This is a genomic window from Pristimantibacillus sp. PTI5, from assembly GCF_048572955.1.
In the GTDB taxonomy this organism is placed as follows: Bacteria; Bacillota; Bacilli; order Paenibacillales; family Paenibacillaceae; genus Pristimantibacillus.
Window position 1 is genome coordinate 2,965,016 of record NZ_CP183886.1, and the last position, 26,936, is coordinate 2,991,951.

The following is a 26,936-nucleotide window of genomic DNA, read 5'->3' on the forward strand; positions in this document are numbered from 1 at the left end:
GGCTGCTGAGCAGCAAAAAAAAGCTAACCCTTGATGCCAAGCGGTTAGCTTTCCTCATCGGTGACAGCGTGATAACGGTATTTGCCCAAATCCACCCGTCCATCCCCGCTCGTTGCAACGCCCTCTTCGTTTAAGTAAAGAATCTGCATATAGCGGGCTTCTTCATCCGTAATTGCAATTTCGCCCTTTGCATTAACTACCCTGTGCCAGGGAAGATTATGAATGCCGCTTAGCGAATGCAGAATCCGGACCACTTGTCTTGCGCCTCTGCGGCTTCCGGCTAACTCCGCGATCTGACCATAAGTCATAACGTTCCCTTCCGGAATGGCTTGAATGATGGCGATGACTCTCTGTGTAAACGGCTGCATGGTTCTCCTTCTCCTCTTGCTCGTCATTTTTTATCATGTTTGAGGATTCGATTGGCTCTTTTCATCATATCTTATGGAAGGGCACTCGCGCATATTTGGCATGGGATGCAAACTCATCAACGATCCGGCAACAACCAAATAACCAATAAATGGTGTTAATATCGACAAAATGCATGCATCCGCCTGTCCTTGATAACAAAATGCAATATTTTTTTGCCAAAAGTATTAAATTTCTTTTTAACTTTTGATGAAAACGATGTAGAATAGAAACAAAGGGTTCAATCCGATTACGTCATGCTCGCTAACTCATCCTTCTCCAAGCATATTGGGTAAGGCTGTTACTAACGCACAGTCATCTTTTTGAGAAACTATGTGAAAAGTGTAACAAACTTTAGGGATGTACGCCCGCTTCTAGCGAATGGCACAATTGAGACCATAACTTACTTTCAAATTAACGCAAAGGAGGACATTCTATAATGTCACAACCATCTGCTGGACAAGAGGTAGCAGCAAGCCTGGCTGAAGAAAAGCAATCGTTAGATGTACTTGATCAATTAATGAAGCCGGAGGTTCAACAGTCGCTGACTGTGCTCGTGGATAACCTTCCGAAATTAGCTGAAATGGTAACACTAATGACCAAAGCGTATGATTTTGCGCAAAACATCGCTACAGACAAAGTATTGATCAACGATTTCGCTCAAGGTATCGGTGAATTCGTCAAACCGGTTCAAGAGAAAGCAAAAGGGATCGCAACTGCAGCAATCGAGGCTGGCGAGCGTTCGCAAGAAGCGGCTAACACTTCTGTTGGCTTGTTCGCTATGTTGAAAATGCTGAAGGATCCGGAAGTACAAAAAACGCTGCGCTTTGCACAAGCATTCCTTAGCGTGCTGTCTGAACGTAAAAACGAAAAAGCATAATATACTGATTACGCATAGAACGAACGGAGGATGAACATGTCGAAGCAAATATTAATTCTTGGTGGCGGTTACGGCGGTCTTCTTACAGCTCTAACAGCCCGCAAGCACCTGACTGCAGCAGAAGCAAGCATCACAATCGTTAACCGTTACCCTACTCACCAAATCATCACTGAGCTGCACAGACTTGCCGGAGACACGATCGCTGAGCAAGCCGTTGCGCTGCCGCTGAGCAAGCTTCTTGGCGACAAGCAAGTGAATATCATCGTTGATTCGGTGAAAGAAATTAAACCAAACGATAAACAAGTCGTTCTTGCGAGCGGCCAAGTACAAAAGTACGATACGCTTGTTGTTGCACTGGGCAGCGAAACAAACTACTTCGGTATTCCTGGCCTGGAAGAGAACAGCCTTGTTCTTAAATCCGTTGCCGATGCTAACCGCATCCGCAAGCATGTGGAAGAGCGCCTTGACGCTTATAAAAAATCAGGCAACAAAGCTGACGCAACGATCGTTGTTGGCGGCGGCGGCTTGACAGGCGTTGAGCTTGTCGGCGAATTCGCTGACAGACTTCCAGAAGTATGCCGCAGCAAAGGCATCGATTTCAATGACATTTCGTTATATTGCGTAGAAGCTGGCCCTGCCGTTCTGCCAATCTTCCCGAAAGTATTGATCGACCGTGCGGTAACAAGCCTTGAGAAACGCGGCGTAAACTTCATTACGAGCGTAGCTATCACTGAGGCAACAAAAAGCTCCGTATCGCTTAAAGACGGACGCACGATCGAATCGAGCACCATCATTTGGACAGGCGGCGTAAAAGGCAATCCGGTAGTCGGCAGCAGCGGCCTTGCAGAGGACCGCGGTCGCTCGACCGTTACGCCAACTCTTCAATCGACTTCACATGCCGATGTATTCCTTGCCGGCGACTGTGCAGTCGTATTCCCTGAGGGCGGCGACCGTCCTTATCCTCCTACGGCTCAGCTTGCTTGGCAAATGGGCGAAACAGTAGGCTACAACCTATCGGTTCAAATCAAAGGCGGCGTAATGGATAAATTCGTTCCTGTGTTCTCCGGAACACTTGGAAGCCTGGGCCGTAAAGACGGCGTGGGTACAATCGGCGGAAACGCGACACAACTGAAAGGCTTGCCTGCATCCCTGATGAAGGAAGCAAGTAATGTCCGCTACCTGTCGCATATCCACGGACTATTCGCACTAGCGTACTAATATACACGCAAAAAAGAAGGCGGGCATCTTGCCCTCCTTCTTTTTTTTGTGTTCGTTTTACACGAACACCCTTATTAAATGCAGACGGGCTGCGCCTTCGTGATTTGGTTCTTTCCCGAATCCTTCGAGGTATACAGAGCTTTATCGGCCAGCTGGAACAGCTCTTCGAAGGTCATGCCGCTCCTGTCCGCATACGCGATACCGCCGCTGGTCGTAACGGAAATCTGTTTTTCCCCGTTTATCGCGATCCCGGTTTGCTCCAGCATTTCACGCAAGCCTTCAGCCAATGCCAGGCTCTCGTCCTCGCTTCTTCCCTGCAGGAATACCGCAAATTCCTCGCCGCCTACTCTGCCAACCATTCCAATGTCCGCATAAACCTGCCGCAGTAAATTAGAGAACGTAATAAGCACCTGATCACCAGCCAAATGGCCGTGTACATCGTTCACCTTTTTGAAATCATCGATATCCAAAAGCAGCAATGAGAAGGAAATGCCTGTTCCGCTAAGCTGCTCTCTTACCTTCTCCACAAAATGCCTGCGATTGAATACGCCTGTCAGACCGTCAATGGTAGCTTGCGCATACAGTTTTTGTCCCGTTTCTTTGGCATGATGCGCTTCCTGCACTTTATACTCCATGGCTCTTCTAAGCCGATGGAAAACGTAAACGATTGCGATTAAGCTGGACATAAACAACAGCAAAACAAAGCTATGGATAAGCATAGTCGTCGTAAATTGGTTATAGGCGGCCTCACCGATTTCCTGCTTGCTCACGCTGTATAATTTGTTTCCGATATACAAACCGTTTAACAGCAAAATAAAAGAGCACACGATGAACATAAACCAACGATCGACATACATGCAAAATAACGTCGCTAAGGGAAATACAAAAGTAAACGTTACGGATGTCGTAGCTGTCATTAAAGTAAATACATACATGATAAAAAAACCGCTAAAGGTGGCGACCCTAACATATCTTGTGAGTGGGTTATTCCTATAAAAAAAAGTGCCTGCAATGACCGAAATATAACCAACGGAAATGATCGGCAGCACAAAAGAAAGCGGGCGCGTCCCTTTAAAAAATTCAATCATGAATCCTGCCGACAGAATAAAAACCATAACCCAACAAACAATAATAACAATAAAGTTTACAGCGCTTTCATAAAAAAATGGCTTTTGCTCGTTTATCTCTGATGCTCCTTTCCATAAATCTCCACTGTACCAATATCGTATATGGAAATGAATGTCTTGTCACTACATTTTTAAAGCAAATAATTCCCAGAATTTTCTCGATAAAGTGAAAATAGAATTCCTAAGCACCACTAAGAGTGACTTAACGTCACTTAATGATGCTTTGGAATACTAAGTAATACTTAGTGTTATTTTATTGTTCTAAAATCGACGTTTCAAAGGGTCTTAAGCACGTCTAACTCCAGGCTTCAATATCATCATCATCGAATTCTTCCTCTACCGCTGGCTCGGCTGAAGGAACAACCGGAGCAGCAGGAGCCTCTTCTTTTGCGGCTGCCATCTGCTCCAAGCCGGCAGAAACTTGAGGACGAGCTTCATTTTCTTGCGGTATGACTGGGGAGTTGGAGCTCTGCAGTCTGCTTCTCTCCATGGGTACGAATGCCTGCAAATTCCGAACGCCGTTTAACGCAATCTCGTTCTCTACCAAATAACGGAGAGAATCCATGAGGTTGGACTGCGTATTCAGCCACTGCATGACCAATGGATCCTCTGTCTTTTTTGTTTTCAAGCTGATATTTTCACCGGGCAGCTTAGTTTTTTTCATTACAGTCACCTACCAAAATCCGTTAGAATATGCCCAAAGTTAACCTGATGAGGCTTATACGGGTTGAACCGCCTTATTTTTGAGCGCCTCATAAATTTTGCCACGTACAAAAGCATCGAGCCCCATCGCATTAAGCTGTACGGCATACTCGGCAGGAATATACAACAGCTGCATTTCGCGCTCCGTGCAGAGCTCTTTAAGCTGTGCATATAAGACTGAGCGCATGAGAATGCTACCGCCGCCGTATACGCAGATCAAATCAATTTCGTTACGTGCCTTGGTCAGCTGTTTTTTGACATGCTGGACAATTTGCCTAACCTGGCTCTCAAGCGGTCTCTTCAGCGTCTTAAGCGCACGTGCGTGATACTTATGAGCCGGATTTTTAATCACGTCGCTGAAAAATTGACGCGGGCTGTCCGGCAAGTGAATGAGGCGATTGAACTCCTGAAGCGCTTCTTCAATCGCATAGCCAGCACCGTGATGGCTGCCATGAACGAATTGACGCAAAAATTTATTGCCTTCCGTAATTGGGTATTCCGTGGAGCCGTCACCGATATCCACATGCAGAATACGTTTATCCTTAAAATAGCTGCCGGTAAATTTCTTCTCAATGCCGTAGGATTGAAGGAAATCATCAAAGATATCCCCTTCTCTCCAGCCGCCAGCCGCATCCTTCTGCAGGGTGAAAATAACCGGCGTGGCCTCAGGAACGACCTTGGCAAAAGGGAATACGATCTTCACGGCTACGCGTTGAATGCCCAAATGCACCGTTACGTGATGCGTGCCCGTAGTGAAGCGCTTCTCGAATTTCGTGGAGGTCTCATCCGTATGCTGGGTGACCGGCAAAGCGGTTGCCATATCGACCTCTACATCAATTTGTTCAGGAATTTTTTTCTCTTCCTCATAGCCCTTCTGAACAGCCATCGCCGCGATTTGGGCAAGCGTATTAATAACCGGGAGATCCATATCGCTTTTCAGATCAATTCCGATTTGAAGGTTGTCCAAAATCTCTCCGCTCTCCAGGGCAAACTTCCCGACATAGTACATTCCCGGTCTTGCAGCAGGCGAATCTATGGTGACGACCAGCTGGTCTTGCAAGTTTTTGATAAAGCTTTCCGGCGATTGCTCCTCGCTCCATGGGAGCTCGTCCACCGTGCAATTTACGTTCGGCTGCTGAACCAGTTTACCGTCAATAATTAGATCATGCTCACTGTTTCCGTTATCGTTGCCTACAAAGAAATGAAAATTCATAATCGCTTTCCTCCTAGAAAAGTTTTGGGAAACAAAACTAGCTTCCTATGTTCGTTTTTTAGCTTTATGCATTCCTAAGTAATACTTTGCCATACTTAGTGTTAGTTTACATCAAGCTAGAGTCCCATAGCTCATTAATCTTTTCTCATCTATTTTTGTCGGAACCTGCTTTTCTGGCTCGTATAGGAGGCGATGCTGTCGTTTTCGCCTATTTTCGCCATAAAAAAAGCTAATCCGTCATGGACGGATTAGCTCTTTTCTTTATTACGTTCCATTAGTTAAAGGTTTGAGGGAACTGCTTAATGATGCCTTCCGTGAGGGCATCCGCAAGCATCAGAATATGGTCTTCGCCTTTGTCGAAGGCCGCTACATCCGCTTCCCAATTCTTTTGCAGCCTGGCAGCCACATCCTCGCTGAGCAGCTGCAAATGAACGTACAGTAGGTCTTTGAGCGCTTTCTCGGACCAATTCGGATTTTTTTTGCTTAGAAATGCCGCAATATCATCCGCGTTTCTATACCACTCTTTGTTGTATTTTGCTGCATCCGCTTGATTCCCGCTCGCTAAGGCGCCTACTAATTTGCCTGCAATTGCGATATGCTCCTGCAGAAGCACAGTAAGCTCATTCCCAGCCGCCTCACCGTAAAACGGTTTAAAGCTATTCCCGATATCCTGCTGGTTCTTAAGCAGCCGCTTCAGCGTGACATCCTTATCCTCGAGCCCCGCCAATGCACTCACTATGTAATTTCTAGTCCATAGCACATGTTCGATCCACAGCTTTCTCGAGTCCTCTTTCAGCTTTACGGCTGCCGGGCTTGCATAGCCCTCATGTCCGTGACGGTGATCCATTTCGCTTGCCTGGACTCTTAACGGAGCGGAACTGACTGCGACTGTCGCGCACAAAATAGCGGCGATAAGAAATTTGCTCTTCATAGTTACCTTCTCCTTAAATGATTCGAATGGAATAGCCTGTTATATTGTTAGCTATTCCTCGCAAATCATTCGTAAAGGGAACTTAAAGTCGTTGGCATGCCGTCAATGCTCTTCTGGTTCTTCTCTTTTCTGTACGTCTTAAGGCCTTCTTCTCCCTGCTGAACCGACCAGCGCTGAAGGGTGTCGCGTTCGCCTGTATAAGACATAAACGGAATCGAGTATCCGCAAGAGGACTGTACTTTATGCACCGCGATGTCTATGATCTGCCTCGCTCCCGGAATGGGCGTAAAAAGCGGATATAACGCCGCCCATTCCGGTGAATCAGGCAGTACGACAGTACCTTTTCCGTAAAGTCTCACAATGTTAGGCGCTCCGTCGAATGCGCAAAACATGACCGTCACTCTTCCGTTTTCTTCAAGATGCGCGCTGGTTTCATTGCCGCTGCCTGTCAAATCCAGATAAGCCACGCGATTAGCGGACAATATCCTTAGAGAATCATGTCCTTTGGGCGATAAGTTGACATGCCCTTCTGCCGATAGCGGAGCCGAACCAATAAAAAAAATATGCTGCTGGCGAATAAACGCCTCATGTTGAGGTAATATGGCATCAAATTGCTTTCCCATTTTGCCCTCATCCTTTTCCTTAGGAATATATAATTACGCTTTAATTTCAAGAAGCTCGTATTTAATAACGCCCATAGGCGCGTTTACGCTGATGATGCTGCCTATGCTTTTTCCAAGAAGCTCCTTGCCGAGCGGGCTTTCGTAGGAAATTTTATTTTCTGCGACATCGGCTTCTTCGGTGCCTACGATTTTGTACGTAATTTTCTCTGAAAACTCAATGTCATTTAAAATAACGGTTAAGCCGATATTGACCTTTGAGAGATCTTGGGTATCTGCTTCGATGACGCGGGCTTTTTTCAGCATATTAGTTAGTATAATAATCCGTGTTTCCATAAATGACTGGTCGTTTTTCGCTGAATGATACTCGCTGTTTTCCTTTAAGTCGCCATAGCTAATCGCCAATTTAATCCGGGCGGCCAATTCCTTGCGCTTTACGTATTTCAAATCATCCAGCTCCGCTTGCAATTGCTCTAAGCCCTCTTTGGTCAAAATCACTTCGTCGTTCGACATCTAAACAGCTCCCATTTGCATTCTTGCTCTCATCTTACCCTATATTTCAAAAATATGCGAAAAGCGATGGCTTCCAGCTGCTTCATTCGGCTTCCTTTACTTCGAAATATCAATAAAGCCCTCGCCGAACACGTCGCGCACATCATGAATGGTAATAAAGGCGTTCTTATCGGCTGCCTTCACGATCTTCTTCAGCGTGCTCAGCTCCTGCTTGCTAATGACGATATAGAGAATTTCCTGAGGCGTTTTCGTATAATATCCGCGCCCGTAGATCACCGTAACGCCCCTGTCCATGACCACGTTAACCTGCTCGGCGATCTTGTCCTGCTGCTTGGATATAATCGTCACGGCTTTCTTCGGATTCACACCCTCAATAATAAAATCCATGACCTTCGTTCCAATATACAGCATGATAATCGTCAGCATAAGCGCCTGGGCCCCGATAATGAAATAGGAGGAGAAAGCGACAATTAAGTCGAAAAACAGCAGCGCGTAACTGATATTCCAGTCCAAATACTTATGTGCGATGCGCGCCAGAATCGTCGAGCCGGCGGTGGTGCCTCCGACCCTAATAATAAGGCCGATCCCAATCCCTCCGAGCAAACCGCCAAACACGGCATTAACCGTTATTTCATCCGATACAACGCGCCAGTCCTCGGTCAAATACAGAAAGAGGGAATGAAACAAGACCGCAGCAATCGTATAAAACACCGTTCTCCGGTCCAGAAAGCGATAGCCGATCAGCAGGAGAAAGGAATTGAAAATTAAACTGACCAGTCCTGGAGACCAGCCGAACAAATAATATAAAATAATCGTAATCCCGGTAACGCCGCCTTCGCCAAGCTCATTCGGAATAACGAATAGATTGATTGCGAGTGCAAAAATAAGCGCTCCAGCCATGATGATGAGTAAATCCAACGCTTTTTTCTTCATGTCTATACACCCTTCTTAACCGAAAATAACCCGAGCAGCAAGTTCATCTTAACAGAAAAGATATGGAAGAAGAAGGCTGTCACGTTAACGCAAAAAAGAACATTCCCGGAATAGGAAATGTTCTTCATGCCGTCCTTATTTAGCCAAGCTTAAGCTCCTTTGATTTTTTGATTTGCTTGCTTCTGAGCTGTCCGCAGGCCGCGTCGATATCCGTGCCGTGTTCCAGGCGAACGCTGACGCTGACGCCCTGTTTCTTCAAGATATCGTAGAAAGCGCGAATCGTTTCCCGGTCCGTCCGCTGATACTGGCTATGCTCATCCACCGGATTGTAAGGAATGAGATTTACGTTAGCCAGGCTGCGGCGATTCCCGATCAGCTCGGCAAGCTCCAACGCATGCTCCTTCTGGTCGTTCACGTCCTTGAGCAAAATATACTCCAGCGTAATTCTGCGATTCGTCTTCTCCAAATAATAATCGATGGATTCCATTAATTTCTCGATCGGAATCGCCCGGTTAATCTTCATAATGCGTGTGCGCAGCTCGTTGTTCGGCGCATGCAGGGATACGGCAAGATTAACCTGCAGATCCGAATCGGCGAACTCTTTGATTTTATCCGCTAAGCCGCTTGTAGAAACCGTAATATGCCTGGCGGCGATCGCAAGCCCCTTTTGGCTTTTGATGACGCCGATAAAATCGGTCATGTTTGTGAAATTATCGAACGGCTCGCCAATGCCCATAACGACGACATGGCTCACCTGCTCTCCCTGCTGCATCCGGTCGAGATGAAGCTGAGCCTGCATAATCTGCTCGACAATTTCCGCGCTGGATAGGTCCCGGCTCTTGGCAAGCAGTCCGCTCGCGCAGAAGCTGCAGCCAATATTGCAGCCAACCTGCGTCGTGACGCAAACGGATAATCCGAATTTATGCCGCATTAATACGGTCTCGATCAGGTTGCCGTCCTGCAGTTTGAACAAAAACTTGTTCGTCCCGTCCGCCGATTCCTGCCTTGTATGCTCAGTAAGCGTCTGGATGACAAAATGCTCCGACAGCAGCTGCACGCATTCCGCTTTTACATCCACCATGTCCGTAAACGATGTTACGCGCTTCCGGTACAAATATTCCCACACCTGCGATGCCCGGAATTTGGTAAAGCCGCGTTCCTTCAGCCAATCCGTCAGCTGCTCAAACGTTAATCCATATATAGATGGTTTATTCATAGGATATCCTCTTTTCAATACTGCAAAATCCAGTCTAATCTGCCTATACTGCCGAAACGAATAATCTGCTTATTATTGTCCCAAAATTGGTGCATTAAAACAAGGGGGAGATCCGTCATTTATTTGACATAAAAAAGAGGCCCCCTAGCGCATATGCATCTAGAAAGACCCCTTTCGCTCTTTTGATCTACTCTTGCTCTGCAACCTTCTTGGAAGCGAGCAGAAAATAAACAAAATACATGCCGCACAAGGCAGCGATGAACCCAAAACCGCCAAAGATATCGAATCGGGACGAGTAATAACCGAATCCGAGGCCTGTAAAGGTGAGAAGGAAGTTTTCGCCTAATGACTGAAAGGATCCCATTGTCGCTCTCATCGACGAGTCGATGCGATGATGCAAATAACCCGCGGCAAGCGGCTCGATAATGCCCGCGGCCAAACAGACGGCAATCATGGCAGCCAAGCCGCTGTAGTCTTTCATAATCGACATGTAAACGAAGCCTGCCGTCAAAAACGCCGTAATGCCCAGAAGCAGCGCCCTGTAGCTGAACACATTTTTCAGCTTGTAAGCTAGAATATTGCCCGGCAGCCTGAGAAAGAAAACCGCAGCCGAAAAGAGTCCAAAATAGACGACTGGGATATTTAATCTCTCCAAATAAATTTGCCAGAACTCATCGATAAAGTTCACGGCGGCACCGGTTACCATTCCCGATAACAGCACCAAGCATAGTCCGGGATTGCTTCTGAAAAAACGCACGGAATCCGTTAAGTACGCTTTGATCGGCAGCGGCCCGTCATCATCTTCGCGGCTGTTCCTGACCGGCTCAACCAAAAGAATGGTTACGCCAAGGGATATGGCCACTGCCCCGAGCGAGATCCAGTAGTTCAGCTCATAGCCAAAGCGGCTGGCCAAGAAGCTTCCGCACAAGGCAGCGATAATAATCGAAATGGTATCCAGAGCATTTAAACGGCCTACTATTTTCTCGAAATGCTTCTCTTTTCCCTTCGCGAGCAGGGAGTCATACAGCAAAGCATCCTCTGCCCCGCTGCTTGCGGAGTGGCCAATCGCTGCCAGAAAAACGACCAGCGCAAAATGCCAAAACTCCGTGGCAAACACGAGAATAAGAAACTCGCTGCAGCTCAGAAGAGCAGATACGACGAGCATGTGCTTCCTTCCCCATTTATCCGCCATAATGCCGGAGGGGACCTCAAACAAAACGATCGTAAACGCAAAAATAATTTCGGTATATACGACCATTTGAATGGTCATGCCTCGATCTTCCCAAAATAACCTCTCGATTACATAGGCGGGAATTAAACTAGAAAAAAACCGGATAACGAATAGCTTCCAAATGTTCGGCATATCGCCCATAAATAACGGCCCCTCTCCTCTCTGATTGCCAATGTGCAATCAAATCACGGAGGCGGTCGGGGACGATATGACCCTAAGGATTAACAGGGAGGTCTTGCAATTCTCATGTCACGATCCCCTTTAATTTAGAGTAGTGAGGAACCTCAAAATTGAACGTTTGAGCTTATTATAGCTTAAAATTTCGCTTAGCAATAAAGATAATACGGATTCCACAACTATTCTTTCACGGATATTGTATTTCCTCTTTAAACAAGTATAATAAACGCCGATGAATAAAATGAACGACAATATTCGACACAGCCAACTGCTTCGTCGTTGCTTATTTGGAGGATTTGCAAATGATCGATAACCTTTCTGAAAAACGCCTAAAAAACCTGCTAAAAAGCTGCGGCCACCAATCGCACTCCCATTTATATTTCCTTGGCGATAAGGAATGGCTTTGGGATTCCAATTATGAGGCTCTCCTTGTATACCGTTCCGTCGGTAACCGGAGGATCGTGCTGGGAGACCCGCTAGGAAAGCCGGATGCCGTGAAACGGCTTATCACGCATTTTATTGCCGGCTGCGATAAAGATAAACGTATCCCTGTATTTTATCAGGCAAAATCATCCTACCTGCCGCTCTATGAAGAACTAGGACTGCAAAGCGCCAAAATCGGAGAGGAAGCTCTTGTAGACCTAGCCTCCTTTAATTTAAAGGGAAAGCAATGGCTTAAGCTGCGCAACCGCATGAATAAATTTCAGCGCAACGGCTTTACTTTCGAGGTGCTGCAGCCTCCTTATTCGAGCTCGCAGCTCAACCGTTTTGAAGCGATATCGGAGGAATGGCTTGCCAACCGCAGGGAGAAAGGCTTCTCTGTCGGCTCGTTCTCAAAGGCTTATATCAGCCAATACCCCGTCGCTGTCTTGATCAGCCCTGAAGGAAATTATGAAGCCTTTGCATCGGTTGCGGGCGGACAATACCCTACCGCAAAAACCAAAGAAGAATCCTATACCCGCCGGATCACGGTTGATCTTATGCGCTATACAGACGCATGCCCGCATGGAACGATGGATGTTCTGTTCGTGTCGTTATTTCTATGGGCGAAGGAGCAAAGCTACGATTTATGCAGTCTGGGAATGGCGCCATTAGCCCATGTTGACAGGTTTCGCTTAGCTAAGCTGTTATATCGGTACGGAAACAAAATGTATAACTTTAAGGGTCTTTACGAATATAAAAATAAATTCGCTCCCCAATGGGAAGACGTTTATTTCGTATATCCGCCCGGTACTCTGCCCATAAACGTCATGCTGCTATCGTATATTATTCATCGCCCTAAAAATCAAATGCATCCACATAAACAAATTCCCCTGTCCAATGTAGCAGAAGTAGAATCCCCTTTTGAAAAACGCGCCTGATGACGCAACCAAAAAAGCTGCCTCTGAAGGCTATGAGCCTGACGGAGACAGCTTTTTTGGTTCATTTATATAGAGGAGGTTCGCAGCATAAATGTTATGCTCTATATCGGGTTCAGAGCAAACTGGTAATCGCAAATCATCATATAGCTGATGTAACGCTGACCCTTAACCTCCTCAATAATCATGCTGATCGCATATTTAGGCTTATCGCCATGTACAGCGGCCGTCCCGAATTCTCTCATCGTACGCATCCGGTCCTTTTTCTCATCCATGACGAAAATGTAATCCACAAATGAATCTTTTTCTGATGAGGGCTTTCCGTATAAGCCTTTAAATAGAGCTGTACTCGTCAGCAGTCCCGCTCCCCGGGGTGTCTCGTAAATCGTCCTTGAATTATCGCTTAATGTTATGATCATGGATACGACTTGATTATTTCGATAAGAAATCGTGATGCCGTCATAAATAATGCCAAACAAATTTTCATCGATCGGCTTGCCGGTGATTTCTTCGGCTTTTTCCCGCTTCATACCAATCGTTACGGGCGTTTGACTACCTTGGGGAATAAAGGAGAGATCCTTCATGCTAAGCAGTTTAACCGGCCTTAACGGACTCGAAATGGCATTTTTTTCAATCAAACGTTTTTCGGACAATGCCGTATAATCATTTCTTACGATTTGGATGTCATTAACCTCGCCATAGAAATTAACGCTTAGGCTTAAGGAATATACATCAGGACTTTCTTGGTGCAGCTGTATTTCTTCTTCCCCTTTTAATTGCACCGCTTTACCTGCTTGGCTATCCCATCGGTAGACATAAACAAACCGATTAGGCACAGAGGTCTCCCCTAGTATCTTTAGCGCATCTGCCTGGCTCATCTGGAACGTAACGCCTTGTGCCAGCTTTGATTCCGTTCCGAGCGACAGCCACGACAGCCGGTCATCTATAAATGCGGCATACAGATCTTCATACTTAAAATATTGTCCGCCATCAGGGGTTAGGTAAGCTTCCGGGTTACCCAGCAAACCGTCTACATCGGTTTTATGCATACCCATCCGGATAGAGATCAGCGTGTCTCCTCTTAGGTGCTGCACGCTTAGCACGGGGGCGGTTACGACCTGCTTATCCTCTGAAGCCAGCGTTCTTTGGGCTGCGGGCGCTCCCGATAAAAAAATGATTGCGAAACAAATCAGTATCTTCCATTTTACGCTGTGGAGATTCGATACGCTTGCAACAGGGTAATCGCTTAGCTGGCCAGACATGACTTCACCTCTAGTGTTTTTCCATATTATAACTTAAATGACTGCCGCACGGTTTAACAGCAGATAGATAATAGGGAAAATTTTTCATTTACATATATTGACACATTATATATCGGAATGATATATTATGGACCGTAATACATGAAGGAGGGCATATTTTGAACAGTCAGGATGTTATTCTAGGCGTGCTTATGAAGCGATCATTATCCGGCTATGATGTGAAACAGCTTTTCGAGGATATCTTCTCTTATTTTTATAGCTCCAGCTACGGGACGATCTATCCTATGCTGCATCGGATGGAAAAGGAGGGCTTGATTACGAAAGAAAATGTGGTCCAAGAAGGTAAACCGAATAAAAATATGTTTACGATAACGGAGCTGGGCAAGCAGCAGTTCCACTCCTATTTGCACAGCCCCATAGAATCGGATTCGATAAAATCGGATTTTCTGATGCGTCTATATTTTGGTCAATTTGTAGGCAATGATCTGGTTATTGCCTGGTTGAAGCAGGCGCAGGCCTATACACAAAAGCAGCTGGACGAACTAAGCGAGAAGTACGACGTGTATAGGGATAAAATGCATCCCGCCCATATCATTTGTATCGAAATAGGCATTAAGGAATATCGCGCGAAGCTGGAAACGATTCATGAAGGGTTGGCACGTATGGAGCAATTAGAACGAGAAGAGAGGGTTTAATATGACGAAATCCGGTTCGAATAACAAGCTTATTATTCTGGCGATGGCACTCGGATTATTAATGTCATCGCTCGATAACACCATTGTGGCTTCCTGCCTTAACAAAATTAGCGAGGATTTTAATGTATTCGATAAGGTAAGCTGGATTTTTACGGCCTATATGCTCGCAGCAACCAGCACGATGCTCGTATTTGGCAAAATGTCTGATTTATTCGGGCGAAAATTGTTCTACATGATCGGTATCGGATTATTTCTTGTCGGGTCCGCGCTATGCGGCGTAGCACAAAATGCGGATCAACTTATTTTATACCGCATCATTCAAGGCATTGGTTCGGGAGCATTAATGCCGATCAGCTTCACGATTATCTACACGATATTTAAAGATCCTAAGGATGCCGCCAAAATGTCCGGGGTATTCGGCGCGATCTTCGGGCTCTCCTCGGTTGCGGGACCGCAGTTGGGCAGCTTTATTGCCGAGCACATGGGCTGGAGATGGAATTTCTATATCAACATTCCGATCGGCCTTGCTTCCATGGTTATTTTAATGATCGCCTTAAAAGAAACGCGTTCCGAGCACAAGCCAAAGATCGATTATTTAGGAACGCTGTTTTTAATCATTACAACCGTTTCCTTAATGCTGGCTCTGGAGTGGGGAGGCAAAACTTTCGCTTGGAGCTCTTGGCAAGTGATTGGATTATTCGCCATCTCGGCCGTGATCGGCGCGTTATTTATTCTCGTTGAGCTGCGGGCGCAGGAACCCGTGCTTCCCCTTCGCATATTCAAAAATAAAATGGTGTTAGGAACAAGTATCCTTTGCTTCTGCCAAGGCGTTCTTATGTTCTCGGCTATTACGTATTTGCCTAGCTTTACGATAGGCGTATTAGGCCATTCCAACTCCAACGGCGTATTAACGCCTATGATGGCCTCCTTGATTGCCGGCGCTATGCTATTCGGCTTCCTGCAGTCCAGGTTTGCTTTCCGTACTTTAATGGTCTTCACGATGCTGATGACCATTATCGTTGCTTCGCTGCTCGCAAACGTCAGCGCTGACGCTTCAAGCGGGTACATGATAGCACTTATGGTTTTGCTTGGCCTTGGTGCGGTTGGACCCTTGATGAGTGTCGCCCAAAGCTCGGTTGCAGCAAACGTGGATCCCAAATACATGGGCGTCAGCTCCTCCATTGTAGGTTTCTGGCGAAATATTGGCGGGATATTAGGCGCTTCGATTATGGCGACGATCGTGAACAACGACTTAAACCGGCTAATAACCGAAGGAGCTGGCAAGGTTGGCATTCCGGCCGACAAGATCAGCACCTTAGCCAATCCGGAGCTGCTCATGCATGCCGGCGGCGACCTGAATCCCCCGATCAGGGAATTTCTGCAGGAGGCGCTGGGCACAGCCATAAACCACGGATTTATACTCAGCGTTTGCATCGGCGGCATCGGTCTGGTAACAGCCCTGTTTGTAGGATCAAGCAGACTCGCTGCCGTAAGAAAGCAGCAGCCTAGCAGCGCGCATTAGTATTGCTTCTCTAAGTACAACCTTCGGACGGCATCATTTGGGATGCCGTCCCTTTTGTATTATAATTTACTGTATAACGAATGGGATAGGAGTTGTAAGATGACAATGAAAACGGAGATTATTAAACGATTTATATCATATGCGCAAGTAGATACGCAGTCCGACGAGAGCAGCGATACCTGCCCTTCAACACCGGGGCAGCTTGTGCTCGCCCGCAAGCTGGTCGAGGAGTTAGAAAGTATCGGCATGCAGGACATTACGCTGGATCCAAACGGCTATGTCATGGCCACTCTTCCCTCCAATACGGAAAAAGAAATCCCGGCCATCGGTTTTCTCGCCCATATCGATACGGCAACCGACTTCACCGGCAAAAACGTAAATCCGCAAATCGTAGAAGGCTACGACGGGCAAGACATCATTTTGAACAAAGAGTTGAATATTGTCCTTTCTCCAAAGGACTTTCCAGAGCTGGCCGGGTATACGGGGCACACCTTAATCACGACAGACGGCACCACGCTGCTTGGCGCCGACGATAAAGCCGGTATTGCCGAAATTATGACGGCGATGGCCTATCTCCTTCAACATCCTGAGGTGAAGCACGGCAGAATACGCGTCGCTTTCACGCCGGATGAAGAAATCGGCAGAGGTCCGCATCGGTTCGACGTCGCCGCTTTCGACGCGGTTTATGCATATACCCTGGACGGAGGTCCCCTGGGCGAGCTGCAATACGAGAGCTTCAACGCCGCTGCCGCTCATATTACCTGCAAGGGCAAAAATGTTCACCCCGGCACGGCGAAAGGAAAAATGATCCACTCTGCCAAAATAGCCATGGAGCTGCACGGAAGGCTGCCTGCCGAGGAAACGCCAGAGCTGACCGAGGGCTACGAGGGCTTTTTCCACCTCACCTCCATTGAAGGCGACGTCGAGGAAACCCAGCTTCATTATTTGGTTCGCGATCATGACCGTAATCGGTTTAACGAGCGAAAAGCAGAGCTGACTCGTTTGGTTGAGGAGCTACAGGAGAAATACGGGAATGGTCGTATCGAGCTTGAGATCAAGGACCAATACTTCAACATGAGAGAGAAAATCGAGCCCGTTATGGAAGTTGTGAATATTGCGAAACAGGCGCTCGAAAATCTCGGAATTAAACCGGTAATAGAACCGATTCGCGGCGGCACCGACGGCTCTCAGCTATCCTACATGGGCCTGCCGACACCGAATATCTTCACGGGCGGAGAAAATTACCATGGCCGGTTCGAGTATGTTTCGGCAGACAATATGGAGCTGGCCGTAAAAACCATTATTGAAATTGCGAAGCTATATGAACAAAGAGCTTAGAGATACACGCGGTATTTTGCATACAAGCAAGAGCAGGACAAAATGAAAAATAGCTTGATTATGCTATCAGAAAACTAAATAATAGGTAACGGGCCAAACGGTCCGTACCTATTTATTTATTGTGAAGCTTGCCAGACGCAGCAGAAAGGTTGACATTTACATCATGGAGTTAGCACAACAGCAGCATCTCACCAAGAAACGAGCGGCCAAAGAACCGTTTCCTGTCTCAATCCTATCCCTTACGGTCGGCGCTTTTGCTATTGGCATGACCGAATTTGTCATTATGGGTCTGCTTCCCAATGTGGCAGAGGATCTGCATGTCAGCATCTCAGCCGCAGGACAGCTCATTACGATGTACGCTCTCGGAGTCGCTGTCGGCGCTCCTATATTAACCGTTCTCACCCACCGCATTCCGCAAAAGAAGCTCTTATTGCTGCTGATGGTTTTATTCATACTCGGCAATGCATTGTCCGTCATCGCCCCCACCTATGCGGTCCTCATGGCAGCCCGTGTGTTAACGGCGCTAACCCACGGGACTTTTTTTGGCGTTGGCGCCGTGATTGCCTCTAATCTGGTACGTCCCGAAAAACGTGCCGGCGCCGTATCCATTATGATGGCGGGCCTGACGATTGCGAATATTATCGGAGTCCCTCTAGGCACCTTTATCGGTCAACATATGGGCTGGCGGGCCTCGTTCGGCGCCATTTCGATCATGGGTATTGTGGCGCTAATCGGCATTCTGATTTTTATACCGCAAATCCGGCAGGCCAAGCCCGCTAGTATCCTGCAGCAGATTGCCTCACTTGCCAGCCCCAAGCTGCTGCTCTTTCTATTAATTGCCGCGCTGGGTAACGCAGGATTGTTCGCCGTATTTACTTATATAACGCCGCTGCTTGTGCAGGTATCTGGTTTTGCGGAGCACAGCGTAACTTGGATTCTCGTTCTATTCGGCTTTGGAGTAACCATAGGCAATATCGTAGGCGGGAAGCTCGCGGATTGGAAGCTGCTGCCCTCTATTTTAGGGCTTTATTTTACGATAGCCATACTTCTTACCCTTTTCACCTTTACCGTTCATAGCCCAATCGCAGCCGTATTGACCATCTTCTTGTGGGGCGCTGCGTCCTTTGCCGTCATGCCCGGACTGCAGGTGCGAATCATGAGCCTTGCCCAAACGGCGCCGGCGCTTGCATCAACGTCCAGTCATTCTGCCGGTAATTTAGGAAATGCGTCAGGCGCTTTTATTGGCGGTTTTGTTATTACGCATTTGTCGATAACGGCCCTGCCGTGGGTCGGAGCCGTGCTTGTCGGATTGGCACTCCTTTTAGGGTTGTCCTGTTATATTGCGGAACGCAAGTCCTCCCTGTCATCATGAAATAACGAAAGCGCGATAAGAAGCTAGCCCGGCACATCACGTGATGTGTTGGGCTGGCTTTTTTGTTTTAATCGAATGCCTTCACACCCTTTTGCCAGGCTTTATAATGGTTTATATTCTATTTTTAAAAATAGTTGTAACGAAACGCCAGCTTGGCTGTCTTATATAGGTGAGGAAGTGAGAGCGTGAACGATTTTGAGGAAATCTACAATGCATATTTCCGGGATATTTATTTATTTGTGTTCTCTTTGAGCCGAAATGAGACGGTTGCCGAAGAAATCACGCAAGAAACTTTCTTTAAAGCTTTGAAAAAGATTGATTCCTTTAAGGGCCAATGCAAAATAAGCGTCTGGCTCTGCCAAATCGCCAAAAACACCTACTTTTCCTATGTTGAGAAGCAAAAACGGTTCGAACCGGAACGTGTGCTTGAAAAGGCAGGTCAAGACGATATCGAAGCTGCTCTTATGGACAAAGATACTGCGCTAGGCATACATAAGGCATTACATCATTTAAACGAGCCCTATAAAGAAGTATTTACGTTAAGGGTATTCGGGGAATTGTCCTTTGCCCAGATCAGCCAGCTGTTTGAAAAAACCGAGAGCTGGGCTAGGGTCACCTTTTACCGTGCCAAACAAAAAATTCAAGATTCGCTGAAGGAGGAACAAGGAAATGATGAAATGCGAGGTTATTAAGGATTTATTGCCTTTATATATCGATAACGTATGCAGCAAGGAGAGCGCAGAATTGGTAGAAGCGCATCTCGCGACATGCGGCAGCTGCAGGTCGGAATGGGAAACCATGCGAAACGAGCTGAAAATTTCTCCGGCTGCCGTTGATGCGAACAACAGGGACAGCCGTCTGCTAAAGGAAATGTCCAGCTACTGGAGCCGTTCCAAATTAAAATCATTTCTGAAAGGAGCCGTTCTTGCCTCATTATGTCTCGGAATCGCTGTTGCGGCCTACTTTGGTTTGACGGAATGGAACATGATGCGCGTTCCTTCGGCTATCATTGAGGTGAAGGATACCAGTCTAATGAAAGACGGCAGAGTTGCCTTTCATCTGCGGCTGACAGACGGTTATGATTTGAATGAGATTAGCTACGATATGGACGAGAACGGGAACTTTTACATGGTTCCGTACCGCCCTATTATCAAGAAAAAACCAATTACTACGTTTGGGCTTTTTAACATGTACCAAACAATGGACCCTTTTATAAAGGAAGTTTATCAAAATAAATATGGCGCAGACGCTAAAGTGACCGCCCTCTATCTCGGAACACGCGACGAAAATATTTTAATCTGGAAAGAAGGAATGAAGCTTCCTCCGGCTAGCGATGCAGTCGAAGACGAGCTTAGAAAATAACAATTATTCATGTTAAAGGGGAGCAGGATTCGAGGATCGCCTGCTCCCCTTTAAATACAGCCTAACCGCTTCAACTATCGCTATTTCCATTACTTTTTGCTTGCTGGAGATTCATTAAATACGATATAATAGATGGGTTGTACGGATGAAACCCACCGATAGAACTTCCCCCCGTATTACTTTGCATTCTTTATTCCATTCCTTCAAAGCAGCCCTTTTATCGTTAAAACGCAGAAGATTATTCTAATTACGGGAAGTGCACCTATGCTTTTTAACTCACCACAATTTATCTTTATATTTCTGCCTCTTGTATTTGGCGGCTACTTTTTTCTTGGTTCGATCACAAACCCCTATGCCGCTAGAGCATGGCTGGCCTCTTGTTCCTTGTTTTTCTACGGCTGGTGGAATCCGCGTTATTTGCCTTTAATCCTCATTTCGATGGTTATCAACTTTCTGATTGGCAAATATCTTATTTCCCATAAAACAAAGCTGGTTCTGACTGCGGGAATTATGCTTAATTTAGCCTTCTTAGGCTATTACAAATATTTCGACTTTTTTCTCGATAATTTCAACTCCCTGTTCTCAACCGAAATGCCTTTAATGCAGCTTGCTTTGCCTTTGGCTATCAGTTTTTTTACATTTCAGCAAATCACTTATATCGTGGATTGTTATAAAGGCAAAGTAGATAATTATCACATCGTTAACTACACCTTATTTATTACTTTTTTCCCTCACTTAATTGCAGGCCCCATTGTTCACCATAGAGCGATGATGCCCCAGTTTCAAAACACCCAAAACCAGAAAATAAACTTTGAAAACATCGCTTTGGGGATTTTCGCATTTTCTATAGGCTTATTTAAAAAGGTGATATTGGCTGATAATTTTTCCACAACCGTGCTCGACGGCATGCAGTACATAGAAACGATTACTTTTTTCGATGCCTGGATTCTCATCCTCTCGTATACCTTTCAACTCTATTTTGATTTCAGCGGATATTCGGATATGGCAATCGGTCTGGCCTTATTGTTTAATATTAAACTGCCTATTAATTTCAATTCGCCTTATAAATCCGTTAATTTTCAAGAAATGGCCTCGCGCTGGCATATAACTTTGACCCGTTTTCTATATGAATATGTTTACTTCCCAATGAACCGTTATTTGTCTAAAAAGGTATTTCCCTTCTTATCCCTGACGTTCAGTACCGATGCAAAAACGAACATCAATTTAATTTTTCTGTTTATATTAAGCGGAATTTGGCATGGCGCAGGCTGGAATTTTATCATTTGGGGCTTGCTCGTTGGGCTTGGCATCATCATTTATCGCATGTGGACCAAGACGGGCATTAAGCTCCCCCTATTTGCGGCGTGGGCACTGACCTTTGGGTATTTAAACTTTACGTTGGTCTTCTTCAAAATCAGTCAATTGGATCAAGCCATTATGCTAATCAAAGCCATGCTCGGGTTTCAAGGTTTTATTTTGCCCGAACAGCTTGCCCGGATTTTACATCCGCTTTCCATGATCGGGGTAGAGTTTGCCAGCACTCCGTTAAAAGATAAGTATGCGGCTGCAGGCTTGATCATATTGGGCTTCATCATTGTGTTGGTATTTAAAAATACATCCGAGAAAATGCAATCGTTCCGGCCGACTTTTATGTATGCCGTTTTCATCATTATCATCCTGATTTATTCATTATTAAATTTAACAAAGGTATCTGAATTTTTATATTTCAAATTCTAAGGTGAGACTATGACAACATACAAAAAGTGGACGCTGTACACGCTTTCCGCCGCAGCTTTTATTTTGATCATTATCGCTGTCGCGAATTACGTGATTGATCCCTATGGATTTTATCATTACGCCGGAAAAAGCTATAATTATCAAAAAAGCACGGAGAGGGACCCTTATCAATTCAAGACCTATCAAGGTAAAAGGTACCAGCCTGAAACCTTGGTAATGGGCACTTCCAGGGCCATGCGGCTGGACCCTCCGTTTATTGAGTCGTTAACTGGAGAAAGCACCTATAATTTAGGCCTTCCCGCTGCTACTTCTTATATCAATTTTAAATATTTAGAGTATATGCTCAAAGTCGATAAAAGCCTGAAGACCGTCTTTCTGGGATTGGATTTTGAAATCTTCAATGAGCAATATGTCAATCAAGCAAATTTCGATGAAAAACGATTAAAATCGATTTTCTATTTGCAGGATTATTTTGCTACCTTGCTTTCTGAAAAAACAATGAAAGACAGCCGAAAAGTCCTGCTTGAAAACTTGAATAAAACGACCGTTTTCACGGAAAGCAGATACCTCGGCGACGGCAGCTTTGATGAAACGCTCGTCTATCCTCCCGATATTAATCAAAATACGTTACATGCGATTCCGACCGATTTTCAATTAACGCAGGACAGCATGCTGTACATCGAAAAAATAAAGGAGCTATGCGAACAAAACGGTATCCAGCTGCATCTCTACATCAGCCCGGTTCACGCCATCCTGTTAGAAACCTTTTGGCAAAACAGCATGTGGGCGGATTTTGAAGATTGGAAAAGGCAGCTCGTTGCTATTGCTCCCCTATGGGACTTTTCCGGCTATCATGAGATATCCACGAGCTCTTTGCGCCAGAGTGAAAACTATAACGATCTTTCGCATTTCTCGAAAAAAATAGGCAGGCTTATGCTATACCGGATGCTAAATAAAGAAACGGACAAGGTCCCCCCTTATTTTGGAGTTTATCTTACGCCGGAAAATATCGACGAGCATTTAAACCGCTTGAGATTAAACAGGGAACAATGGGGCGGGAAAGGCAAAAATATGTTTGATATTCTCGGAAGCTACTAAGCTGTTATACAGTTATAAAATGAAAAAGAAGCCGCCCTTGATTACAGTGCGGCTTTTTCTTTTGCAGGCTTATACTGAGGTTACAGCCTCATTAAGAGCCCTCCCTTCGTGAAGCCTCCAAGCAGCTAAAAGCAAAGTATGAAGCTTTACTCGGCAAAGAATTAGCAGAACAATTGACTCATGATCTTGAAAAAAGCAGGAAGCAGTTAGAGAAATAATTTTTTTATTATAATTTGTATGTACAAACAAAATTTAAGGGGTGTATGAATGAATGAGCATAAAAGCTCCCCAAGAAGGATCCCATCCAAAGTCCCGCTTCTATTATGGTTGGGTTATTGTACTGCTAACCTTCGCAACCTTGCTTGTTTCCGCGGGCATCCGCTCGCTGCCAAGCATTCTGCTCATCCCGTTCCAGGATGAATTCGGTTGGAGCAGAGGCGGTATCTCCAGCGTGATCTCCATTGGCATTTTTCTATACGGGCTGGTAGGCCCGTTCTCGGCAGCACTGCTGCTCCGCTTCGGCATCCGTAAAGTCGTCATAACAACGCTGAAAAGATTCACGCGACTGCCTAAGTATGAGGATGCGGGGTAAAGTAGACAAAACAAATCAGCCCCGACACCAATCAGGGCTGATTTCATGTAGGTTCCAGTTGCTTGCTAGCTCTTGCTATTCCAAGCCTCTACAAGCAGCTCGCCATTTATGCTCACGCCAGCCAGCGCTCCTAAGGAAGCCGCTGTGATCGCTTGGTACAACTCCGTTGCCGCATCTCCGGCACTATAGACGCCCGGTACGTTCGTTTTGCCAAAAGCATCGACGATGACGGTCCCTGCCTCCGTCATCTTGCAGCCTACGGTTTGTGGCAGATCTGATCCGGCAGCAAGCTTCGGCGCGAAGAAAATGCCGGTACACGGAATGCACGTGCCATCCTCGAGCACAACCTGCTTTACCATGCCTTCGCTGGACTCAATGCGCAGGATCTTGGAGTCATACGTCGGAACATTATGCCGCTTGAGCTCCTCGCGCTCTTCCTCGGTCCATTCATCGGGTCCATCGGTGCATATGGTATATTGATTCGTCCAACCTGACAGCATTTTGGCCGAATGCAGCGCCCGCGTACCTTTTACAATTAAGACGAGGGGCTGGTCCCTTAGCTCCCAGCCGTCACAATAAGGGCAGACAAAGGCGCTTTTGCCGTACACATCTGTCAGACCGTTAATAGTAAGCGGAAGATCCTTCATTCCTACAGCAAAAAGCAGTTTTTTGCTTTTGAAGATAGCCCCCTGTGCAGTCGTGATCTCAAAATGACCATCGGTACCCGTAACGGCTGCCGCCGCATCCTCCACAAATTGAACTGCCGGATAAGCGTTTATCTGCTCCTTCGCTATTCGCCGAAATTCGCTGGGGCTGATGCCGTCACGTGTAAGAAAACCGTGGGTCTCGCGGGTAACCCGGTTACGCGGGCGCCCCTCGTCAATAACCGCCACGCTTTTTCTTGCTCTGCCCAGCACAAGCGCCGCATTCAAACCTGCCGGTCCGCCTCCGATAATCGCTACATCAATCATTTGCATCATTATAATCACCCTCCTGGATCTTTAATGTCCATAATTAAAGCGCAAGAAGCTCATGGCTTCTTTTTTATTCCATGGCTGTTATTATACAAAGCCATATCAACTACCCACTGAATCGTGTGTTTCTGCAAATAATCATACATCTGCTGTTCGGCGCCGTTCATTATTTTTTTAACCAGGCATTCCTTGCCGGGTGCGCGGATAGCCGTATCAGGATCCAAGTCATCCGCTTCAAAAAACAACTGATGGCGCTGTTCATCGATATTATAGCAGTCGTACAGATGCTGCCTGCCTTCGACAACTTGAATGACCTCAAGAAACGTAATCTGATCGGCTTCCCTTGCAAGCTCATAACCGCCGCTCACACCCGTAACGGCGCGTACGATGCCATCCTGCCTCAGCTTCGACATGATTTTGGACAAATAGCTTTCCGACACGCCAAGCGAAGACGCCAATTCCTTAATGCCTACATTGTGACCTCGCTCCGCATATGCTAATTGAATTAATGCATGCAAGGCGTAACTCGTGCTTTTGGAAAACTGCATCCCAAACTCCTTTCATTCACATGAAATCCCTATTATTATAGACTCTTGTTGTCCATTATAGATAATAAGTGTCCATTATTCAAAGGTAGGGCTTATTTAGATTTCATTTCGTATTCAATAGTCCGGAAAAAACCGCCAAGCCCGCATGGGCTTGGCGGTTTGTTTCAATTAATTAATAAAATGAGCATACTGCATCAAACGCTTAAGCATAACGACCGCTTGAGCACGCGTGGCATTGGCGGAAGGAAAAAAGGTATCCTCCGTCATGCCCGTAATGATTTTTGCTTCCACAGCCTGAGCAACAGCCGTTTGCGCCCAGCCGCTAATCGAGGCTTTATCGTTAAAAGGAGCCAATGAATCATTGGATTCTCCCGCAGCATTGCTTGCAATACCTGCAGCAGTAATGGCTCTTGCAATCATAACCGCCATTTGCTCGCGGGTAATCGTGTCATTCGGTTTAAAGCTCTTGTCGCTAAAGCCGTCAACCAGCTTCGCTTTGACAGCCGCTCCGACCGCGCCGGCAAACCAGTCGCTAGACTTTACATCCGTGAAGTCTGCTGAAGCTGCGTCTAGGGACAAGCCCAGCGAGCGAACCAGCAAGGCTGCGAATTCCGACCGTGTAATTTGATTATTCGGAGCAAAGCTGCTATCCGTTACGCCATTGACCACCAGCTTGGATGCCAGCAGCTCAATATCCGCTTTAGCCCAATGCTTGCTTATGTCATTAAAGCTTTTTGTTGAAGAAAGTACCGCATAAATACTATTTCCGTTACGCTTGAACGTTATCTTCATGGAACCGTCGGCTTGCTTCTCAAATACGGCCGGCACGAATGAAAATTTTCCGGTTAACGGATCATATAGGACGACTGTCGTATGCGCCACATCAGCAGGAGCCGCCAAAACGACGTTTCGTTCTACGTAGACGGAACCGAACTGGTTGAGCTCGACCGACTTGCCGTTGCCTGCAGCCGTAATCGTAAATTCAATGGCTTTACCTAGCTGGGATGTGGAAATGCCCAACGCGTTTTTCTTAATTTCCGCATCCAGATCTGCACCCGCTGCAGCTATCGTTACTTGAATGCTAACCCCGGTGCTGGCTGCGCCTAGGCTTTGGGCAATTGCCGCGAAATCAATAATGCTCAGCGGCAGTGAATATTCTCCGTCATTGGTTTGCAAAGAGATGATCGTATTCGGCGCACCTGTTACTGCGGCCGCTAATACAGCTGAAGAAAGATTAAACTGAACGGTCTCTCCTGCTGGGTTATCGTAAGCGATAAAAACAATCGGCGCATCCCCGTGATTGTCCTGCTTCGCCGCTTTCGCAAGCGCGTCAGCCAAGGCTGCGTCTTCTTGCTTTACAATCGTTGCCGCGCGGCCGTTCGATGCCGTTTCCGAGGACACGACATTCTTGCTCGTGTCTACCGTCACGGGGCTTGCATTGGATGTTGGAGGCGTTATGGGTTTGCCCGCTCCAGGAGTCTCTATCGTTCCGATTGGCACGCTTCCGCCAGTGCCGCCCGTGCTTGCTGCGGTCACGTTGAAATTCAGCGTGCCCACTTGGTCAGCTTGTCCAGCAACGACTTTATAAGTGCCGGTCGTCTCCCGTCCTGCCAAGGTAAACGAGCTGGAGAATTTCCCTTCGCTTACCGGAGCAATCGTATAGAATACAACGCTGTTATCCGGACGCAATACTTTAATAATAACCTCGTCCAGAGCCGATGTCCCGCTAATATCGACATTGCCGCCCTGCGCAACGGACCCTATTGCGTTTATGGAAACCGCGACGCTGTTAGCGAATGCCGTTACCGGCACAAGCGATAAACAGAGCATAATGACTACCATTATATTTAGCTGCCGTAATTTCACGTTTACATTCCTCGCTTTCATGTTCATTCCCTATTTCAAGTTCTAT

Annotated in this window: 26 protein-coding genes; 12 read left to right on the forward strand and 14 right to left on the reverse strand. The window is 46.4% G+C overall.

Annotated features, from left to right (window positions below; genetic code table 11):
* Positions 1–44 precede the first annotated feature (44 nt).
* Positions 45–368, reverse strand: coding sequence for an MGMT family protein (locus ACN6MW_RS13270; protein WP_419875820.1), 324 nt, complete (start codon positions 366–368; stop codon positions 45–47).
* Between the two features lie 476 nt (positions 369–844).
* Between ACN6MW_RS13270 and ACN6MW_RS13275 the strand changes: the two genes are divergently transcribed.
* On the forward strand, positions 845–1,285 hold the full coding sequence (locus ACN6MW_RS13275) for a DUF1641 domain-containing protein (protein ID WP_364152402.1): 441 nt from the start codon (positions 845–847) through the stop codon (positions 1,283–1,285).
* A gap of 36 nt (positions 1,286–1,321) precedes the next feature.
* Positions 1,322–2,503, forward strand: a complete 1,182-nt coding sequence (locus tag ACN6MW_RS13280) for an NAD(P)/FAD-dependent oxidoreductase (RefSeq protein ID WP_364152405.1) — start codon at positions 1,322–1,324, stop codon at positions 2,501–2,503.
* 74 nt (positions 2,504–2,577) lie between these two features.
* Here ACN6MW_RS13280 and ACN6MW_RS13285 read toward each other — a convergent pair whose 3' ends face one another.
* The 9 genes from ACN6MW_RS13285 to ACN6MW_RS13325 all read right to left on the reverse strand — a co-directional run bounded on the left by ACN6MW_RS13285 (position 2,578) and on the right by ACN6MW_RS13325 (position 11,130).
* On the reverse strand, positions 2,578–3,591 hold the full coding sequence (locus ACN6MW_RS13285; protein ID WP_419875821.1) for a GGDEF domain-containing protein: 1,014 nt from the start codon (positions 3,589–3,591) through the stop codon (positions 2,578–2,580).
* 334 nt (positions 3,592–3,925) lie between these two features.
* Entirely contained in the window at positions 3,926–4,294 is a 369-nt protein-coding gene (locus tag ACN6MW_RS13290; RefSeq protein WP_419875822.1) for a hypothetical protein, read from the reverse strand.
* A 54-nt stretch (positions 4,295–4,348) separates the two neighbouring features.
* The gene (locus ACN6MW_RS13295; RefSeq protein WP_364152414.1) at positions 4,349–5,545 is read right to left on the reverse strand and encodes a ParM/StbA family protein; all 1,197 of its coding nucleotides are present in this window, start codon (positions 5,543–5,545) and stop codon (positions 4,349–4,351) included.
* Between the two features lie 274 nt (positions 5,546–5,819).
* On the reverse strand, positions 5,820–6,476 hold the full coding sequence (locus ACN6MW_RS13300) for a glycosyltransferase (protein WP_419875823.1): 657 nt from the start codon (positions 6,474–6,476) through the stop codon (positions 5,820–5,822).
* Between the two features lie 65 nt (positions 6,477–6,541).
* Positions 6,542–7,099 carry a pyridoxamine 5'-phosphate oxidase family protein gene (locus ACN6MW_RS13305; protein ID WP_419875824.1) on the reverse strand — a complete coding sequence of 186 codons (558 nt, stop codon included), beginning with the start codon at positions 7,097–7,099 and terminating at the stop codon, positions 6,542–6,544.
* Positions 7,100–7,132: 33 nt separating this feature from the next.
* Positions 7,133–7,609 (reverse strand): transcription elongation factor GreA, encoded by a 477-nt coding sequence (gene greA, locus ACN6MW_RS13310; RefSeq protein WP_419875825.1) that lies wholly within the window; start codon positions 7,607–7,609, stop codon positions 7,133–7,135.
* Between the two features lie 96 nt (positions 7,610–7,705).
* Complete coding sequence (locus ACN6MW_RS13315; protein WP_419875826.1) at positions 7,706–8,542, reverse strand: YitT family protein; 837 nt, start codon at positions 8,540–8,542, stop codon at positions 7,706–7,708.
* 139 nt (positions 8,543–8,681) lie between these two features.
* Positions 8,682–9,758 carry a 23S rRNA (adenine(2503)-C(2))-methyltransferase RlmN gene (gene rlmN, locus ACN6MW_RS13320; RefSeq protein WP_419875827.1) on the reverse strand — a complete coding sequence of 359 codons (1,077 nt, stop codon included), beginning with the start codon at positions 9,756–9,758 and terminating at the stop codon, positions 8,682–8,684.
* Positions 9,759–9,945: 187 nt separating this feature from the next.
* Complete coding sequence (locus ACN6MW_RS13325) at positions 9,946–11,130, reverse strand: MFS transporter (RefSeq protein ID WP_419875828.1); 1,185 nt, start codon at positions 11,128–11,130, stop codon at positions 9,946–9,948.
* A gap of 338 nt (positions 11,131–11,468) precedes the next feature.
* Here ACN6MW_RS13325 and ACN6MW_RS13330 point away from each other — a divergent pair, with 338 nt between their 5' ends.
* Positions 11,469–12,527 carry a phosphatidylglycerol lysyltransferase domain-containing protein gene (locus tag ACN6MW_RS13330; protein ID WP_419875829.1) on the forward strand — a complete coding sequence of 353 codons (1,059 nt, stop codon included), beginning with the start codon at positions 11,469–11,471 and terminating at the stop codon, positions 12,525–12,527.
* 101 nt (positions 12,528–12,628) lie between these two features.
* Here the strand turns inward: ACN6MW_RS13330 and ACN6MW_RS13335 are convergent, their stop codons facing one another.
* On the reverse strand, positions 12,629–13,786 hold the full coding sequence (locus tag ACN6MW_RS13335) for a hypothetical protein (RefSeq protein ID WP_419875830.1): 1,158 nt from the start codon (positions 13,784–13,786) through the stop codon (positions 12,629–12,631).
* Positions 13,787–13,944: 158 nt separating this feature from the next.
* Here ACN6MW_RS13335 and ACN6MW_RS13340 point away from each other — a divergent pair, with 158 nt between their 5' ends.
* The 9 genes from ACN6MW_RS13340 (at position 13,945) to ACN6MW_RS13380 (ending at position 23,502) form a co-directional block, all read left to right on the forward strand.
* Entirely contained in the window at positions 13,945–14,481 is a 537-nt protein-coding gene (locus tag ACN6MW_RS13340; RefSeq protein ID WP_419875831.1) for a PadR family transcriptional regulator, read from the forward strand.
* 1 nt (position 14,482) lies between these two features.
* Positions 14,483–16,003: a DHA2 family efflux MFS transporter permease subunit gene (locus ACN6MW_RS13345; RefSeq protein ID WP_419875832.1), complete on the forward strand. Its 1,521-nt coding sequence runs from the start codon at positions 14,483–14,485 to the stop codon at positions 16,001–16,003.
* A 105-nt stretch (positions 16,004–16,108) separates the two neighbouring features.
* A complete protein-coding gene (gene pepT / locus ACN6MW_RS13350) occupies positions 16,109–17,341 on the forward strand; it encodes a peptidase T (RefSeq protein WP_419876343.1) in 1,233 nt (410 codons plus the stop codon).
* Positions 17,342–17,504: 163 nt separating this feature from the next.
* Complete coding sequence (locus ACN6MW_RS13355; RefSeq protein ID WP_419875833.1) at positions 17,505–18,713, forward strand: MFS transporter; 1,209 nt, start codon at positions 17,505–17,507, stop codon at positions 18,711–18,713.
* Positions 18,714–18,898: 185 nt separating this feature from the next.
* Positions 18,899–19,405 (forward strand): RNA polymerase sigma factor, encoded by a 507-nt coding sequence (locus ACN6MW_RS13360; protein WP_419875834.1) that lies wholly within the window; start codon positions 18,899–18,901, stop codon positions 19,403–19,405.
* Complete coding sequence (locus ACN6MW_RS13365) at positions 19,383–20,075, forward strand: zf-HC2 domain-containing protein (RefSeq protein ID WP_419875835.1); 693 nt, start codon at positions 19,383–19,385, stop codon at positions 20,073–20,075. Before ACN6MW_RS13360 ends, ACN6MW_RS13365 begins: the two co-directional genes overlap by 23 nt.
* A 264-nt stretch (positions 20,076–20,339) precedes the next feature.
* Positions 20,340–21,812 carry an MBOAT family O-acyltransferase gene (locus tag ACN6MW_RS13370; RefSeq protein ID WP_419875836.1) on the forward strand — a complete coding sequence of 491 codons (1,473 nt, stop codon included), beginning with the start codon at positions 20,340–20,342 and terminating at the stop codon, positions 21,810–21,812.
* Positions 21,813–21,821: 9 nt separating this feature from the next.
* Complete coding sequence (locus ACN6MW_RS13375) at positions 21,822–22,910, forward strand: hypothetical protein (protein WP_419875837.1); 1,089 nt, start codon at positions 21,822–21,824, stop codon at positions 22,908–22,910.
* Between the two features lie 271 nt (positions 22,911–23,181).
* Positions 23,182–23,502: a hypothetical protein gene (locus ACN6MW_RS13380; protein WP_419875838.1), complete on the forward strand. Its 321-nt coding sequence runs from the start codon at positions 23,182–23,184 to the stop codon at positions 23,500–23,502.
* 65 nt (positions 23,503–23,567) lie between these two features.
* On the opposite strand, the gene ACN6MW_RS13385 is transcribed toward ACN6MW_RS13380, so the two are convergent.
* From ACN6MW_RS13385 to ACN6MW_RS13395, 3 genes are all read right to left on the reverse strand, one after another.
* Positions 23,568–24,482, reverse strand: coding sequence for an NAD(P)/FAD-dependent oxidoreductase (locus tag ACN6MW_RS13385; RefSeq protein ID WP_419875839.1), 915 nt, complete (start codon positions 24,480–24,482; stop codon positions 23,568–23,570).
* Positions 24,483–24,532: 50 nt separating this feature from the next.
* Positions 24,533–25,024 carry an RrF2 family transcriptional regulator gene (locus ACN6MW_RS13390; protein ID WP_419875840.1) on the reverse strand — a complete coding sequence of 164 codons (492 nt, stop codon included), beginning with the start codon at positions 25,022–25,024 and terminating at the stop codon, positions 24,533–24,535.
* A 168-nt stretch (positions 25,025–25,192) separates the two neighbouring features.
* Entirely contained in the window at positions 25,193–26,890 is a 1,698-nt protein-coding gene (locus ACN6MW_RS13395; RefSeq protein WP_419875841.1) for an S-layer homology domain-containing protein, read from the reverse strand.
* Positions 26,891–26,936: the final 46 nt, after the last annotated feature.

Coding starts and splice junctions, on each gene's coding strand:
- ACN6MW_RS13270 (WP_419875820.1), bottom strand. CDS start 368: ATGCAGCCGTTTACACAGAGAGTCATCGCCATCATTCAAGCCATTCCG.
- ACN6MW_RS13275 (WP_364152402.1), top strand. CDS start 845: ATGTCACAACCATCTGCTGGACAAGAGGTAGCAGCAAGCCTGGCTGAA.
- ACN6MW_RS13280 (WP_364152405.1), top strand. CDS start 1,322: ATGTCGAAGCAAATATTAATTCTTGGTGGCGGTTACGGCGGTCTTCTT.
- ACN6MW_RS13285 (WP_419875821.1), bottom strand. CDS start 3,591: ATGATTGAATTTTTTAAAGGGACGCGCCCGCTTTCTTTTGTGCTGCCG.
- ACN6MW_RS13290 (WP_419875822.1), bottom strand. CDS start 4,294: ATGAAAAAAACTAAGCTGCCCGGTGAAAATATCAGCTTGAAAACAAAA.
- ACN6MW_RS13295 (WP_364152414.1), bottom strand. CDS start 5,545: ATGAATTTTCATTTCTTTGTAGGCAACGATAACGGAAACAGTGAGCAT.
- ACN6MW_RS13300 (WP_419875823.1), bottom strand. CDS start 6,476: ATGAAGAGCAAATTTCTTATCGCCGCTATTTTGTGCGCGACAGTCGCA.
- ACN6MW_RS13305 (WP_419875824.1), bottom strand. CDS start 7,099: ATGGGAAAGCAATTTGATGCCATATTACCTCAACATGAGGCGTTTATT.
- greA (WP_419875825.1), bottom strand. CDS start 7,609: ATGTCGAACGACGAAGTGATTTTGACCAAAGAGGGCTTAGAGCAATTG.
- ACN6MW_RS13315 (WP_419875826.1), bottom strand. CDS start 8,542: ATGAAGAAAAAAGCGTTGGATTTACTCATCATCATGGCTGGAGCGCTT.
- rlmN (WP_419875827.1), bottom strand. CDS start 9,758: ATGAATAAACCATCTATATATGGATTAACGTTTGAGCAGCTGACGGAT.
- ACN6MW_RS13325 (WP_419875828.1), bottom strand. CDS start 11,130: ATGGGCGATATGCCGAACATTTGGAAGCTATTCGTTATCCGGTTTTTT.
- ACN6MW_RS13330 (WP_419875829.1), top strand. CDS start 11,469: ATGATCGATAACCTTTCTGAAAAACGCCTAAAAAACCTGCTAAAAAGC.
- ACN6MW_RS13335 (WP_419875830.1), bottom strand. CDS start 13,786: ATGTCTGGCCAGCTAAGCGATTACCCTGTTGCAAGCGTATCGAATCTC.
- ACN6MW_RS13345 (WP_419875832.1), top strand. CDS start 14,483: ATGACGAAATCCGGTTCGAATAACAAGCTTATTATTCTGGCGATGGCA.
- pepT (WP_419876343.1), top strand. CDS start 16,109: ATGAAAACGGAGATTATTAAACGATTTATATCATATGCGCAAGTAGAT.
- ACN6MW_RS13355 (WP_419875833.1), top strand. CDS start 17,505: ATGGAGTTAGCACAACAGCAGCATCTCACCAAGAAACGAGCGGCCAAA.
- ACN6MW_RS13365 (WP_419875835.1), top strand. CDS start 19,383: ATGATGAAATGCGAGGTTATTAAGGATTTATTGCCTTTATATATCGAT.
- ACN6MW_RS13370 (WP_419875836.1), top strand. CDS start 20,340: ATGCTTTTTAACTCACCACAATTTATCTTTATATTTCTGCCTCTTGTA.
- ACN6MW_RS13375 (WP_419875837.1), top strand. CDS start 21,822: ATGACAACATACAAAAAGTGGACGCTGTACACGCTTTCCGCCGCAGCT.
- ACN6MW_RS13380 (WP_419875838.1), top strand. CDS start 23,182: ATGAGCATAAAAGCTCCCCAAGAAGGATCCCATCCAAAGTCCCGCTTC.
- ACN6MW_RS13385 (WP_419875839.1), bottom strand. CDS start 24,482: ATGATGCAAATGATTGATGTAGCGATTATCGGAGGCGGACCGGCAGGT.
- ACN6MW_RS13390 (WP_419875840.1), bottom strand. CDS start 25,024: ATGCAGTTTTCCAAAAGCACGAGTTACGCCTTGCATGCATTAATTCAA.